The following is a 16,037-nucleotide window of genomic DNA, read 5'->3' on the forward strand; positions in this document are numbered from 1 at the left end:
AGACACATCCCTTGTACATAAAGAGGATTGGTGCGCCATAACCTCAAGCGCCACGCTCATTTTTGCCAGCTGCAGAAAGCCCTGCTGAAAGGATAATACCATAGATGGTACAGTTATCCTTAACTTCTGTGGTGTTGTCAGGCGGATCACAAGATCTAACATGTAGAGATAGATACAATTTAGCACAGAGGAATGTCTTGATTAATCATAAGATATAATGTATGGTACTAAAATAACCACAATCTCCCGAAAATTGTGGCAAGAAATCACCCTGTACACTGGCGAATAGTGCTCGTTCTATAAGAGCGTTGTAACGTAAAGAATAGTTTGCTTATGTTCGAGAAAGTTGAGATAAGCTAATCTATGATACCAGCACCGACGCAGCCACCACCGACACGGGTAGCCCCACCTCCATCACAAATTGAGCCGGCAAATGCCGAACAACCAAGAGTAGCGCTGACGCCGGCGCGCAAACGAGTTGGACAATCCCCTTTTGCTCTTGTCATCAAAGCGATATTGCGTCCAATCTTCAAACTCCTCTATTACGTCATTCGTTGGATCCGGACCCATAAACTCGTCACGCTATTAGCGCTTATCCTTTTGCTGGCAAGCATCTTCGCAACCACATACTTTGCCAGCGGCCAGACCCCCTTGAGTTCCAGTTCAAACAGTCTACAGCAGTCCGTTCAGAGTAATCCTGATCTGAGTCCTGATGTACAGACCTGGCTGTTAGCCCTGCGAGCTGGAGATATCAATACGATGCTGGCAGTCCAGAAGGCAATGAGTGCCTCTACACGTCCACCAGATAGCTCGTTGTATGTTTTGCAGTTCAGTGAAAAATACGCACCAGTCAAATGGACCAATGTTGCTGTAACCAGTATAAACAAGGCTCCCGACGGCCTGATCGACACATTTATCGAGACCGATATAAGTTCCACAAGTAGCGCAAGCGGCACCAGTACTACCACAAATAGTGTGGTGCTCTGGCATTTTAGCACTACTCCATCTGGTCGTATCTTCCTACTGGATTATGTGTCGGGTCGTACGGTCTAAACTGAACTGCATTGGAAAACCTACTGAGTACTAGCATGCCATTCAATTATGTGAGCGGCGTTGGCGATCGCTTTTCATGAGCATATACGCTCTTGAGAGCTTGCTGAAGGGATAGACGTAGTGTCAACAAATACAACTCGCTCCAGGAAACCACGCAACGAGCTGGATAGATCCATTGATCTGGGCCTGGACCAGTTTGGAAGATTTTTTAGGCGCGGTTGGTGGTGGATTGCGCTAAGCATTTTTGCGCTCTGGTTCTTCACCTCAGGCGTCACAATTGCTGGCCTGGATGGAGGAACTGCCCTGAGCGGCATTCTCCAGATTACCTTTGCCATCTGTTACATTCTGATCCAATTTGTAGCCCTCTTCTGGTTCCTGGCTCGTCCGCGTTTGTATTGGGTCATGCCAGGTGAGACCGGCATTACCTTTGACGATTATAAAGGCAATCCAGAGGTGCTGGAGTCCGCCCGCCGTATCGTGTCACTGCTACGTGGCGTCAAAGAATTCCAGGAGATGGGTGGTAATCCGGTCAGGGGTCTGCTCCTCTCAGGACCTCCAGGAACCGGTAAGAGTTATCTGGCCCAGTGTATGAGCACCGAGGCTGGTGTGCCATTCGCTTATGCCAGTGCGGCCAGCTTTAAAGCGATGTTCATGGGTATCGATGTCCTGATGATCAGTAACCTGTACCGCAAAGCACGCAGGCTGGCCCGTGAATATGGCGGCTGCGTGATCTTCATGGATGAAGTTGATGCGATTGGTGGTTCCCGTGGCAACAATGGCGGTATGGGCATGGGTATGATGGGTGGTATGATGGGCGGCGGTAGTGGTGGCCTTAACCAGCTATTGATGGAGATGGACCCCCCCAATATTGAGACCGGCTGGTTCAAAAAGATCCTGCGTACCCTTGGACTCTATCATGGCCGTGCGCAACACCAACCTGTACTGACCGTTGGTGCAACCAATACACCAGAGGCTCTGGACCGCGCGCTCCTGCGTCCCGGACGTTTCGATCGCCAGATCAACGTGGCGCCACCAACCGATAAGTATCGTCCAGAAGTCATCGAGTACTATCTAAAAAAAGTGATGCACGAAGAGGACATCTCGATTGCAGCGCTCTCGGCGCGCTTTGTAAGCTATACACCAGTCGCGATCAAACACATCATCAATGAAGCAACGATCATTGCTCACTTTAATGGACGCAAGAAAATTACCTATAAAGACCTGACAGAAGCTCAGGATGTCCATGAGTTTGGTTTGCGCCAGATTAGTGAGCTAACCGAGATTGAGCGCCGTCGTCTTGCCTATCATGAGGCGGGCCATATCGTCGCCAGCTATTACTTAATGGATCGCTACTTCCCGGCTTATGTAACGATCCACATGCGCGGCGACGTCGAGGGGGCCGCCGCCTTTGCTGCTCCACGCCCCAAGGAAACAATCGTTACGCGCAATCGCGAAGACGTGCTTGCCCGTATTCAAGTCTGTCTGGCATCACGCGCGGCCGAAGAATTATTCCTGAATACCAGACTAAACGGTGTAACGGGAGACTTTAAAACCGCAACACAAGAGGCCGCCTTCTATATTGGCGCATACGGTATGGATGACACGATTACCTCGTTCCTGGCTTTTAGCGATGCCGGTGGCGCGGCCATGAATGCCATACCCAAACTCGCCGACCGGGTTGAAGCGCTCCTACAGTCCCAGCTGAACGCGGTTAAACAACTCTTTATTGAACACAGTGAAGCGATGATCGCAGTAGCCGAAGCACTCATCGACAGAGATGAACTGGTAGCGGAAGAGATCAAAGAGCTAATTGATGGTGCCGATGCACGTCGCGCCACCAAAACGCTCTTCAGCGAACTCACACCATTGCTAGAGGCAGGCCATAACGGCAACGGTAACGGTACCCACAGTAACGGTCACACCCAGAGCCACGCTGGCTATCTGGCTGGCTCCAATTTTAATAACACGAGCACCAACTTCCAATCTAGTGAATTAGATAAACCACCCCTGGGCTATAGCGACATGCCAGACATGTAGCGCAAAAGCACCAGCCCAAAGCAACCATCTTACCGCATTGTAAGATGGTTGCTTTTTTTTAGCATTCACTATAAGCATAGGTAAATAGAATGGAAGAGTTCCCAATTACTTGAATAATTTACGCTTATTTGCTACTGTGAAATACAGTATCTTTGAAACGCACCATCAAACACACGAAAAAAACACCAGCGGCAGCCCTAAACTGTAGTTTCCCTACCATAGAGGAGATAGGCAACCAATTACTATGAGTACCGTTCTCTCAAATGCGGCCAGTACGCATACAGACACTTCTACTCCCCTGACCAGTCGTCATAAGCTTTTCATCACAGCAGGACTGGTGGCACTCTTGCTGATTGCTCTACTGATGCGCCTGTATACATTAGGTGTACCCTTTGATCGGGACTCATATGATGAGGGAGTTTACTGGCAGACATTGCGCTCATTAGGCGCCGGCTATTCTTTGTATCATCCTACTTTTTATTCTCAGCCACCAATGTTCATATTCTCAATCTTTCCTACCTACCTGCTCTTTGGCCAGACACTCTGGTCGGCCCGGCTGGGTATTGCGCTGATCTCACTGCTTGGACTGGCAGGTATGGTTTTACTTGGCTATGCGCTACGCAACTGGAGCGGTGCGTTTATCGCCTTGCTTCTGCTAATACTGGCACCCCTCTATCTCTCAGCATCACAAACCATCCAGGCAGAAGGCCCTCAGGTGGCCTTCTCGCTACTGTCAGTCGCCTTTGCATATCTTTGGTGGCAGAAACCCGAGGGATGGCGTGGCAGCCTCTTAGCGGCTCTCTGTACGCTTACCCTGGTGTTGAGTCTTTTCAGCAAATTATTTGCCCTGACGACTTTTGTTCCGGTTGCCTTGCTGGCCCTGGCCCAGATCTGGCGTATTACACGTCAGCCGGCTGGCACACGCTGGCAAAGTGCGCGCTCGTTAATAATTGGCATAGCAGTAGCCATCCTGGCAACAGTGGTGCTTATGCTGCCTTTTCTCAACGTGCTGCCAGATTTCTGGGCTGGCGTGATCACATTTCATAATGTCGCCAAAAGTACAACCTCACAGCTGGGTAATGGCACCAGGCTGGCCAGCTTCTTGCTAGCTCCACTTAGCTTTGCCGCGCTCTACGGCAGTATTGTGGCGCTACTCAGAAAAGATTGGCGTGTGCTGCCATTGCTGGCATGGGCACTAGCCTCCGCCATCATGCTCTGGCAACAACAACCACTCTTTGATCATCATCTGGTGATTCTGGTTCCCATTCTGTCAGCATTGGCAGTAATGGGATGGGGAGAGGTGCCCCTGAACAAAAAAGCCTGGACACAACCATCAGGGCTCATCAGCGCAGGCTGTTTACTGCTGGTTTTGATCACAGTAGTATTCGGCGCTAGAATCATCCAACTTAACTATCGCCAGGCACAGACACGGGCCAATGCGGCCGCTACCCAGGGCTCGTTGCGAACAGCCCATGAACTTGATCAGGTAGTCCCGGCCGACGGCTTTGTGATTACAGACGGACAATTTCTCACGGCTCTCGCTGGACGAAATACACCACCAGAACTGGTTGATACCTCCAGCGTTCGCATCAATACGAACTACCTGACCAGCCAGCAACTGATCCAACTAGCCTCTCAGCCCAAAGTCAAAGCTGTCCTATTCTACACAGGACGACTGACAAATCCCAGGCTACAAGAGTTTCGTAGCTGGGTGCAACAACATTTTCACCAGGTTAAGAGCTATGGCAAAGATGGTTCTCTGTGGGTTAAAATATAAACAAAGAGATGTTGATCAAAGCTACTGAAAAGGATACAAGCAGATGGAAAAGAAGAAGACATTCAGTACGATGGAGATTGTATTAGTTGGGGTATTGCTTGGCTCACTCGCGCTCGCATTTTTGCAGGCCCGGCAGGAAGAAAACAAAAAGTAGAACATAGCTAACAAAGAACAGCGTGCGGCAAAGTGTGCTACACGCTGTTCTTTGTTGATGTCTAGTCGTGCATATTCTTTTTCAGCTCACGCACAAAACCCTGAGCACCTTCTTTCCAGGTCATGCGCGGCTGCTTTTGCTGAATTTGCCCGCGTTGGGTTAAAATAAAATTAAGAATTACATCCCGCTTCATTTGCTCCAGACGCTGAATATCATAAGCCATGCGCCGCATAGGATCTCCCAGGATCGCATAAGCCTCATTGATCCGTTTGATGTAAAGATCCTCGGTATTCTTATTCAGATCTGGATGATGTAAGCGTGCCAGGCGACGATATGACCGTTTGATATCATCGGAACTGGCGGTACTTGATACTTCGAGGATAGCATAATAATCTGGTAGAGCCATAATTTAGTTACCTGTGCTTCCAAAACCTCCGCGTCCACTCCCGACTTGCTCCACTTCATTCCATGCGAAACGACCAACAGGAACAAAAATTCCTTGAGCAATACGTTCACCGCGCTCGACTGTGACAGGCTCATCCCGGAAATTATAAACTGATACCATCAGTTCATCGCCATCCCCGCAATAATCCTGATCAATAATCCCGACGCCATTGGGCATAAGCAAGCCTTTACGCCGCGCAGTGCTGCTACGCATTGTGAGCAGCAGCATGTATCCCGGCGGTGTCTGCACAATCAAGTTACTGGGAATCAACGCCAGCGTACGTGGCGCAACTTCAGTTGTTTCTCGGCTGAGCAGATCAAAACCGACTGATCCTGCCGTAGCATACGTCGGCAACGGCAAGTCCGCATCAACTCTCTTAATATTTACCTCTAAAGGTTGTACAGATACGTCCATGTAGGTTATTCTAGAGAATAGAAGATGCGACGTCAAGAGAGGATTTCTGCCAGGCAGACTTTTTCGTGTGTTGTGGCCGAAGTTGACACTAACTATGATTGCTGCTCTCAACCGCACGCGGGCACTAAAGTGCCCAACTAACTTGAAATAGTATATGTTACACGCTGTGCTCCGCACAGCGTGTAACATATACTATTTCAAGTAATAATGTTTTATAGCGTCCGTAGAGAGTGTCCAATTCCTATGAAATTTGTGGTCCGCCGATCGTTCTTTTCGCGCCTTTGGCGCTCCAATAATAATGTTTTATAGTGTTCGTAGAGAGTATCTAATTCCTATGAAATTTGTGGTCCGCCGATCGTTCTTTTCGCGCCTTTGGCGCTCCAATAATAATGTTTTATAGTGTTCGTAGAGAGTATCTAATTCCTATGAAATTTGTGGTCCGCCGATCGTTCTTTTCGCGCCTTTGGCGCTCCAACGGTTTTACTTGTGCTGACAAAAACTGAGCTTTGCTCAGTTTTTGTCAGCACAAGTAAAAGGAGCGTGGGCCCTTCAGGGCCCGCGTGCGGATGGCTGCATGCTCCTCGATGAGAGGGGGAAACAAACAAGGTGACAAGAGAACTTATGATGATAGGTGTATATAAGGTTCTATATCAGGGGGGATGAGGCATGTGGATACACATACTTTTGCGATGAAAAAAACAACGATGCGGCAACGCTTTGTGATCATCTGCTTTTTTTTGCTGCTCTCAATTGGAGCGACAGTTGTGGCGGCAAATGCAACCATCCATGCGGTTCAAGATGTCCATAATCATCAAGTCATGGAGCATCAAGGGGATGTCCATCTCATTCGCCAATGGATGACCATTCCTTACATTGCGCATGTATATCGCATCCCAGCTAGCATTCTGTATGCAGCGCTAAAAATAAAAGATACACCGGCTAATCGTCATAGTACATTAGAAACACTTGCTCTCCAACATAAACAGTCAACGGATAGTCTGATTCGTAAAATCCAGCAAAGTATTCTGGATAAACAGTCAACGGATAGTCTGATTCGTAAAATCCAGCAAAGTATTCTGGATTATCGAAAAGATCATCCATTTGTTCCCTATCCAACGCCTACGGTTGATAGAGGGGGGAGCAAAATAATTTGAATACACTTGTACCACTTCTGCTCAGCTGGCTGCAACTCTATGGCTATCCAGTACTGTGGATCTGTATCTGTATTGCAGCCGTAGGCGCGCCACTTCCGATCGGCTTACTCCTGCTGGCGGCAGGTGCCTTTGCAGCGTTAGGGGATTTTAATCTCGCACTCCTCTTTATTACGGCTTTGAGCGCTTCAGTCAGTGGAGATAGTCTGGGATATTTCATTGGACGTAAAGTGGGAACACGTGTGATTGCCTGGCTAAGTCAGACGCGGCGTATCCGCTTTTTGTCACCGAAAGTTATTGCTCGCTCACAGGAATATTTTCAGCGGCGCGGCATCTGGGCCATCTTTCTTACGCGCTGCCTGTTACCAGCACTTGGTGGCACCACTAATATTCTGGCAGGCGCTGAAAGTTTTCCCTATCGTAAATTTTTGCTTGCCGATATTCTCGGCGAAGCCCTGGGTATCGCACCACCTCTGATATTGGGATTTATTTTTGGGGCCAGTTGGGAAGCTGTCGGAGATGTATTAACCACCATCTCTATCCTGACAGCAATATTACTCATTGCTGGCTATCTCGTCGTCCTTTTATTACGTACGTTCCACAGGATGAGAACGGGGCGGTCAGAAACAACAGCGGCAACATCGACAAAACCGGAAGAATTTCAGATGGCCTCCTCCGAGCTCACAATAACGACAAAAAAACTTCAACAAGGAACGGAATCTGAAAACGACTCCATTTCCTGCCACTTTAAGAAGGGTTCAAACGTATAAAAGTACAGATGGATTACACATACCTTACAGTTTTACCAGTGAAACTATGTCAAATCCAGGTCGTAGGGACTAGAATGAAAGGGTGACTTGCGTTATAATTAAGGTAGGGATGTAGTTCCTTCGACTGATTGGCAATGACATTGTCATTATTGCTTGACTGCCCAATTAACAAAGCCGACAACATTGTACGCGCATTTGTCCGACAAATTGGGGAAACGTCTTCTTGTCAATGAGTTAGGAATATTTTCCAACCTGGCGATGTTTCTATTAGTAGAAACTGATTGCATGTCATTGATTTTCCTCCCACTCGGCTCGGACAGATTTGGTCCGATGATAGGTTTAATCGCCTTGAGTGTAGGACCAGACTGACGACGAACAGATATCTTGCTGCTTAGGATATACTACTTTTCATGGAGGGCGCACAATGATAGACACAAAGCGTGCCATGACGGGAACAACGCTTACCTTACATAAATCACATACCACAGATCTTGAGAAGCCATTCGATATTGTCGAACAGCTTCTTGCTAAAGATCTTGATTATACACAAGAGGATGATGGAGAGGCTGAAATAGAGAAAGACAGCCCTGAGTTGGAAGATGACATGGGTGGTATTGATACCGGCTCACTTGAAAATGAGACGGGCCCCTTGGATTTAGAAGATATTTCTGATTCCGAGCAAGAAGATTCTCCCCCCACTGATCTTGAAACCGACTCACTCATTCACATTCCCTCAACCAATTCTGAAGAAGAGCATCCCGTACGTCGCAACACGCAAGTGCGCCGTCGCCGCTCTGAAGATCAGGAAGAAAATCAGGCTAATACGGCTGATGCCGGTGAATCTGACGCAGTAATGACTTACCTGCGTGAGATTGGCCGCGTCCCGATGATTACCCATGAACGTGAGGTTGAACTGGCACAGCGCATCGAGTCTGGTGACCGCGATGCAATGAAACAGTTTATTCTGGCAAACCTACGTCTGGTTGTCAGTATCGCCAAACGTTACGTTGGTAGAGGCCTGACATTATTGGACCTCATTCAAGAGGGTAATATCGGTCTTATTCGTGCGGTACAGCGCTATGATTGGCGCCGTGGACACCGCTTCTCGACCCATGCAACCTGGTGGATTCGCCAGGCGATCAGTCGAGCCGTCGCGGATAAAGGTCGAACAATTCGCCTTCCTGTCTATGTCAACACTGCCCTGAATCGCATTCGTCGTGAGCGTCAACGGCTCCTGCAGGAACTTGGACGCGAACCAACAGAGATGGAGCTGGCAGAGGCAACAGGACTTGATCCTATTCGCATGATTGAACTGCAATCGGCACCGGGAGCTCCTGTTTCACTTGAACTACCCGTTGGAGAAGACGAAGAGCAGGAACTGGGCGATGTGCTGGCAGATACTGAGTCGGCATCACCAGAAGAGTTGGCAACAACCCAGACCCTGAAAGATGAAGTACAACGTGTACTGGAATCAGTTCTGACACCACGCGAACAGCTGGTACTCCAGCTGCGCTTCGGCCTCGGGAATGGCCAGGCTCATCCCCTTGAACAAGTGGGACGTGAATTGGGTATTACCCGTGAACGCGTACGGCAGATTGAGGCTGGTGCTCTGGCTAAGCTTCGTCAACCACCTGTGCTAGAACGCTTGCGCGGCTAAGCTGCGGCCTTATAGGCATAATTAAAACCGACATGCGCAAAGTCCCCCGGGAGGGTGCTTTTTACAGAAAAAGCATCCTCCCGGGGGACTTTGTGTTTTCTGGCCAAATTCTGTCTCTGCGTACGTTTATCTATTGATCTTCTTGATTATTACGTATCATGACAATAATATCCATTAGAACAGGTCATTTGTCTATTTTCATTTGTGCCATTAGCGTATATGCTAGTACACTAGCATACTCAGGCCTGAACTTTTGCGCCTGCGGTGCTCAAACTTTTTCTAGCCTATGGAGATAAATAACGCCTGTTATACGTTATTCATCACAGCAACCCAAAAAAACATACGAGTACGTCAATAACAGCTTGGCATCAGACACATTCTTATGCAAGGCAGCATTATAAACGCTGTGAGATGGAAGGAAAAAAATTGAGATGGACGGAAAACTGTGGCCAAAAGAACTGATACCAAAATCCTGGCGCATCCACTGGACCGCCTACTTAAGTATAAGCTTGTGCGTGATTGCTGGCATTAGCCTCTTGCTAGATACGTATTTTTCTTTTGTGCTTGGCAGGCTACCAGTTGGCTTTGCCCACATCTCAGTTTATCTCTTTCTGATGTGCCCACTACCAGCACTAACATTAGGTATCATTGGCCGCTATCTGGCGCGCAAACCAATGTGGCAAGACGGAAAAATCCTTTCTACCACAGGCCTTGTAATAGGTAGCGTCCTCGTAGTCATGGAACTAGCAATCGTAGCCTTTGAACTCTCTTGAAATCGTAACTTTTGACTTCTTTCAAGGGACACTATGCTCTTTCATTGTGGGTGCAGCAATGGTGTGTTCGCACCATTGCTGCACCCACACAAATAATAAAAGCTCGGGCGCTTTAGCGCCCGAGTGCGGCTGTTAGCACGCTCGCCAATAAAAGTAAGAAACAAACACATTCTTACTTGCGCTGACCCAGGTCACGCGCAACATGTATCACACCCTTAACCTTCTCAAGACGAGTAAAGAGGCGATGCAATTGATCAAGATCATTAATTTCAAGGGTAGCCATAATCACAACCGTCTGATGGTTAGTACTGACACTTGAGTTAATGGACATCAAATTAGCACCTGCATCTGAGACAACAGTCGCAACATCACGAATCATACCGGTGCGGTCACGAGCAGTAATCACAAGCGGAGCATTATAGCGCTGCTGACTCATACCAGACCAATTAACGTGGATCAAGCGCTCTCGATCCTGCTCACTTAAGCGGGCAATATTGCGGCAATCAGAACGGTGCACAATGACACCTTTACCCCGGCTGATAAAACCCACAATCGTGTCATCTGGCAAAGGATAGCAGCAGTTCGCCAGGCGGGTCAGCAAACCACTGACACCTGCCACCTCTAACTGGGCGGTTGCCTGCTTAGAAGAGGTCGAGGAAAGTGGAATGTTGCCATCACTCTCTTTAGCATCTCTGGCATCCTTATGTTCACGCTGCCAGTATTCCAACAACTTGACCACCACCGCCCGAGGACGTAGATCATCAGAGCCAATCGCGGCCAGCACATCCTCAAAGGTATTCATTGACAGATTATTGCAGACCCAATTTTCAGCATCTTCAGTCAAGACTTCCAGACCACGCGGGCCAGCAGCCTTGAGCTCGCGCTCCAACCGCTCCTCACCAATCTGAATATTGATCGGACGCTCGTTGATCTTAAGGTAACGCCGGATCTTATTGCGGGCCGCGGCCGTACGGGCAAAATTCAGCCAGTCGCGCGTTGGATGAGCACTGCGACTCGTAACAATATCAACGATCTCGCCATTCTTCAGTTCATAATCCAGCGGCACCATCCGCGAGATCAGGCGATCTCCATTGCCATCCCCATCTGAAGCAATGATCCGCGCGCCCGCGCAATGATCACCGACTTTAGTATGGACACGATAAGCAAAATCTAATGGCGTCGAACCGACAGGAAGATCTTTTACTTCACCCTTAGGGGTAAGCACAAAGATCTGCTCCTGGAAAATATCATCCTTGACCGCTTCCACAAATTCTGTATCGCTCGCATTGGCGATGCGTAGATCCTGTTGCCACTCAGCCAGCTGACGCAACCAGGTCAGCAGTTCTTTAGCTGAAGATGAAGCAGTATCTCCAACATCTTTATAATGCCAGTGCATGGCAACACCATACTCAGCCGTCTCGTGCATCTCATGGGTACGAATCTGAATCTCGACCAGCTGATCATCGAGGCAAAATACAGTCGTATGCAAGGCACGATAGCCATTTGGTTTCGGATTGGCAATGAAGTCCTTGATACGTCCCTCTTTTGGCCGCCAGAGACTATGCACATGGCCAAGCGCGACATAGCAATCAGTCGTTGTATCAACAAGAATACGGAAGGCCAACAGATCGTGGATCTGGCTGATATCGGCCGCCGCTTTCAGGTGTTCAAAATCATCAGAATCGCCAGCGGTACGTGCAATTTTTTTATAGAAACTGTACGCATGCTTGACACGTCCAGAGATCTCAGCTTTAACGCCAATCCCAGCCATCTCGGCCCGTATCCGCTCGCAGACACGATCCACATAAGAGCTCCACTGCTTGGTCTCGATATCTAGAATCTTGCGTACCCAGGCATAACGATCCGGTTGGAGAATCTCAAAAGCCAGATCCTGCAACTCACTCTCGACACGCGACATACCCAGACGGCCAGCCAGAGGTGCATAAATCTCATGTGACTCCTCGGCCAGCGTCATCATTTCCTGAGGATCGCCTTTGTCAGGGGCCTCACAGACCAGGCGCATAGCATGTAGTCGATATGCCAATTTGAGCAGCACTACACGCGGATCATCGGCCATGGCCACAAACATCTTACGTACAGTTTCTGCCTGCTGGCGACGCATCGCTTCACGTACACGTGGCTTCTTGCTCTCAAAGGAGGCAGATAGCACGTCTTCGTCGCGCTCACTATGGGCCTTCTTGCTCGAAGGCTGAGAATTCTGGATAGCCAGCATGGCACCAGTGGCGGCATTTTGTTTTTTGCGCTCCAAAACATTCAGGCGCAGCATACTATCTACCACACGCGCCGTAGCCGAACCCAGCGTATAATCAACCTGCTCTGAGAGCAATAGCTCAGCATCAACAGCCTCATACACCAGACCCGCGGCAATTCCAATTGAATCCACATGCATCATCTCAGCCATAATCGTGGTTACAGCCAGGGCATGATCTAATGGAGGAATAGGACGAGTGCTAGAACCAGGCACATCCTGGCAACTCTCTAACATCAGATGAAAAGCCTTGACTACATGCTCTATTTCAGCAGGCGCCATATATTGACGAACCAGCGACAGCAATTGCAACATCGCAGCTGGATAAGGAGGCTCAACGAATTGTTGTTCTACAGACCTATCTATCATAATTCATCTATAGCTCTGACAGATCCGATGGAGGATTTGTCGGGTATCACTTACTCCGTATAATTTGTTTTCTGCGCATATATCCCTGACAATATACGATTCTGTACCTACATCAGTATACGTATCAACGAGCTACATGTTAGATTGACTCATACTTTTGCAGTAAAGCAGAGACATCTCCTTGGAACACTACAAGGCAGCTCTATACACATTGTCGCATATTCCTTGTAGATGCCTCTAAGCTGTGAAGGTGGAGAAAACATGCTCTGAAGCCAGGGCTGGAGCACTTGCCTTCACATCAAGTGCCCGCAATGGCAGGGGGCCTTATTTTCCTATTGCTCGCTCTACACTGACAACCGTTTTGACCTGTCGCAGGCGACGCACGATACGTTCCATCTGATCTAGCAACTCGCCTTCTTCCGACAAAATCTCTAAGGTAGCGGTAATAATAGCCTTCTGTGAAGAAGGATTTGTTGTGGAAGTCACCGAAACCATATTGATACCAGCATCGGCAACCACTGCAGCAACGTCGCGCAATAAGCCCGAACGATCATGGGCGACAATCGAAATGGCGACCAGATAACTCTCAGGGTGTATCTGCCACCAGTTTACTTCCACCAGATTGTTCAGATTTTCTTGACTACGACGCAACAGGTCACAATCGGTACGATGGACCACAACTCCCTGGTCTGGCCGTAGTTGTCCGATAATGGTATCTCCAGGAATAGGACAACAGCAGCGCCCCAGTTGAATCAGGAGGGCGTTCTCACCATCTTTATGCAGGTATAGGCCTGTTTCGCTCTCTGAAGCTCCTGCGACTACTCTTGATGGCAACTGGAGGAGGAGAGGCTCCATAACTTGCTCAACCTGTAAATCTTCGCGTCCTAAAGCGACGTAGATATCTTCAATCGTGGCATATTTCTTAAAGACTGTACTTGCCAGCGGCTCCTGTGTGCAGAAACCTTTGAGCAGTTCTTCAACCTGCTCGTTGACACCGTTAGCATAGCCAGCCGTTTTTAAGGCAAAATCCAGACGCTCACGCCCTAACTGTAAATTGATTTCGCGCTCATATGTTTTGAGGTAGCGCCGAATCTTGTTACGGGCCGCAGCGGTACGCGCAAAAGAGAGCCAGTCGCGGGTCGGATGCACGGTCCGATTGACCATGATCTCCACGATCTCGCCACCCTTCAATTCATAATCCAATGGCACCAGACGCGTCACCAGACGACCACTATCATCGGTATTCGTAATAATACGGGCACCGGCACAGTGATCACCAAGATCGGTATGAATGCGATAGGCCATATCCAGGGGAGTTGAACCACGTGGTAGATCCTTCACTTCACCCTGCGGGGTAAAGACAAAAATCTGTTCCTGGAAGATATCGCCCTTGACGGCCTCAACAAATTCATCCGCGCCCTGTGGCAAGGATCGCTGCCATTCGCGCAACTGCTCAATCCAGGTTACCATCTCACGATATGAGAGTCGCCAGCTTCCGGGAGTCGCATCCTCGTGTTCGCCCCGCTCCTTACTTCTATCCGCATTGCCCATGCGCTCCTTCAGGAACCAGTAACTGGCAATACCGTAATCAGCGGTGCGCTCCATATCATAGGTGCGAATCTGAATTTCCGCCAGACGATTATTCACGCCAAAGACGGTTGTGTGCAAAGATTGGTACCCATTCAGTTTTGGGGTCGCGATAAAATCCTTGATGCGCCCATCTTTTGGTCTCCAGAGCGCATGGATATGTCCCAGAGCTAGATAACATTCGTAATCGGAGTCTACAAGGATGCGAAACGAGATCAGATCATGAATCTGACTGAGTTCATTGCCATTCAATTGCGATGGTACATCCTCTAATTTACGATTGATGCTGGCCAGATGCTTCTGCCATGCCAGCACATCCGCTCGGATACCAGCCCGCTTCATCTCATCACGGAGGATGCGACAAACCTCATTCACAAAGGGCTGACGGCGTTTCACTTCTTCTTCTACCTGTTTGGCCAGCTTATTATACTTCTCAGGCTCTAAATAACCAAAGGCCAGATCCTCAAGATCGGCCTGGACCAGAGACATGCCCAGGCGACGTGCCAGGGGAGCATAAATCTCACTGGTTTCACGCGATGTATTTTGCTGCTGGGCAGCCGACATCGCGCTGAGCGTGCGCATATTATGTAAGCGGTCCGCCAGCTTTACGACCACAACACGTGGATCCTCCGCCATAGCCAGCAGCATTTTACGTACCGTCTCAGTACGTATACGCCGCTTATCAACCAGCGAATGAGGAGTGCCAGTGGATGACGCCGAAGGGCCTGTATCTTTTCCTGCCTGGGCCGCATCACCCTGTTCCGCTTTGGCGGGTTTATTGCCTGCCAGCGTATCAAACTTCGTCACTCCATCCACAATATTGGCAACTGCAGGACCAAATTGCTCACTCAAGTCTTCAAGCGAATATTCAGTATCTTCAACAACATCATGGAGGAGAGCAGAGACAATACCATCTGCATCGATACGCATTCCAGCAAGCAGTAGGGCTACCTCCAGTGGGTGTTGAATATAGGGTTCGCCTGAGCGTCGCACGGCCCCCTTGTGTGCGCGATTTGCAAGATCGTAGGCACGTTGAATCTTCTCCATATCCTCTGGAGTAAGATAGCGCTGCGTCTCATCTAATAAGTCCTGGAGTGTCATCCGAGAGGGCGTTACTTTCGTTCCCCATGTGGTTGTTGTACGTACCATGGGAAGAATCGCCTGAGTATCTCTGGATTTGCCAGACTCATCAGCAACTTTGTCGAAATTGGTAGCCATTCTCTAATTACCTGCTACTACATGCTGTACCATCTGCCCATACCCGGTTGGATATTTGGTTAGCTTTTTATTAATAAAGTGCCCCCTCAAGTTAGATCTCTGCATGTGGGAACACTTACATCTGGGCAAAACTGATGTTACTTCTCTATTATAAGGAGCAAAGTGATACTGTCAAGCAGATACAATAGCACTTACGTTGAAGAAGGGGTAAAAAGGTTACAATCAGGCAGAGAACTGAGGCACGGATTATTTACTTTTTCTAAATTATTAAACATGCAATCAGGCCTGTTTATTCCTTAAGGCTGAGGTAGTACTTTTGACCATAAACGACAATAACGGTGATTCAAAAAAGAAGAAAGGCCG

At 48.7% G+C, this 16,037-nt stretch carries 11 protein-coding genes; 7 read left to right on the forward strand and 4 right to left on the reverse strand.

All coding sequences use genetic code 11. The features are described 5' to 3' along the window. Window positions 1-363 precede the first annotated feature (363 nt). The 3 genes from EL633_RS07285 (at window position 364) to EL633_RS07295 (ending at window position 4,867) form a co-directional block, all read left to right on the forward strand. Complete coding sequence (locus tag EL633_RS07285; protein WP_126626552.1) at window positions 364-1,053, forward strand: hypothetical protein; 690 nt, start codon at window positions 364-366, stop codon at window positions 1,051-1,053. Between the two features lie 120 nt (window positions 1,054-1,173). Continuing rightward, the gene (locus tag EL633_RS07290) at window positions 1,174-3,090 is read left to right on the forward strand and encodes an AAA family ATPase (RefSeq protein ID WP_126626553.1); all 1,917 of its coding nucleotides are present in this window, start codon (window positions 1,174-1,176) and stop codon (window positions 3,088-3,090) included. A gap of 244 nt (window positions 3,091-3,334) precedes the next feature. Next, window positions 3,335-4,867, forward strand: a complete 1,533-nt coding sequence (locus tag EL633_RS07295; protein ID WP_126626554.1) for an ArnT family glycosyltransferase — start codon at window positions 3,335-3,337, stop codon at window positions 4,865-4,867. Window positions 4,868-5,082: 215 nt separating this feature from the next. On the opposite strand, the gene EL633_RS07300 is transcribed toward EL633_RS07295, so the two are convergent. Next, the gene (locus EL633_RS07300; protein ID WP_126626555.1) at window positions 5,083-5,427 is read right to left on the reverse strand and encodes a DnaJ domain-containing protein; all 345 of its coding nucleotides are present in this window, start codon (window positions 5,425-5,427) and stop codon (window positions 5,083-5,085) included. Window positions 5,428-5,430: 3 nt separating this feature from the next. Next, complete coding sequence (gene dut / locus EL633_RS07305; RefSeq protein WP_170216689.1) at window positions 5,431-5,880, reverse strand: dUTP diphosphatase; 450 nt, start codon at window positions 5,878-5,880, stop codon at window positions 5,431-5,433. A 668-nt stretch (window positions 5,881-6,548) separates the two neighbouring features. On the opposite strand from dut, the gene EL633_RS07310 reads away from it, so the two are divergent. From EL633_RS07310 to EL633_RS07325, 4 genes are all read left to right on the forward strand, one after another. Further along, a complete protein-coding gene (locus EL633_RS07310; RefSeq protein WP_126626557.1) occupies window positions 6,549-7,034 on the forward strand; it encodes a hypothetical protein in 486 nt (161 codons plus the stop codon). Next, a complete protein-coding gene (locus tag EL633_RS07315) occupies window positions 7,031-7,801 on the forward strand; it encodes a DedA family protein (RefSeq protein WP_126626558.1) in 771 nt (256 codons plus the stop codon). Before EL633_RS07310 ends, EL633_RS07315 begins: the two co-directional genes overlap by 4 nt. 424 nt (window positions 7,802-8,225) lie before the next feature. Next, complete coding sequence (locus tag EL633_RS07320) at window positions 8,226-9,458, forward strand: sigma-70 family RNA polymerase sigma factor (protein ID WP_126626559.1); 1,233 nt, start codon at window positions 8,226-8,228, stop codon at window positions 9,456-9,458. A gap of 431 nt (window positions 9,459-9,889) precedes the next feature. Then, window positions 9,890-10,231, forward strand: coding sequence for a hypothetical protein (locus EL633_RS07325; RefSeq protein ID WP_126626560.1), 342 nt, complete (start codon window positions 9,890-9,892; stop codon window positions 10,229-10,231). A gap of 172 nt (window positions 10,232-10,403) precedes the next feature. Here EL633_RS07325 and EL633_RS07330 read toward each other — a convergent pair whose 3' ends face one another. Further along, window positions 10,404-12,869: a RelA/SpoT family protein gene (locus EL633_RS07330; RefSeq protein WP_126626561.1), complete on the reverse strand. Its 2,466-nt coding sequence runs from the start codon at window positions 12,867-12,869 to the stop codon at window positions 10,404-10,406. Between the two features lie 324 nt (window positions 12,870-13,193). Then, window positions 13,194-15,674 carry a RelA/SpoT family protein gene (locus tag EL633_RS07335; RefSeq protein WP_126626562.1) on the reverse strand — a complete coding sequence of 827 codons (2,481 nt, stop codon included), beginning with the start codon at window positions 15,672-15,674 and terminating at the stop codon, window positions 13,194-13,196. Between the last annotated feature and the right edge of the window lie 363 nt (window positions 15,675-16,037).

Origin of the sequence: Dictyobacter alpinus, assembly GCF_003967575.1 — a bacterium.
Taxonomy (GTDB): domain Bacteria; phylum Chloroflexota; class Ktedonobacteria; order Ktedonobacterales; family Ktedonobacteraceae; genus Dictyobacter; species Dictyobacter alpinus.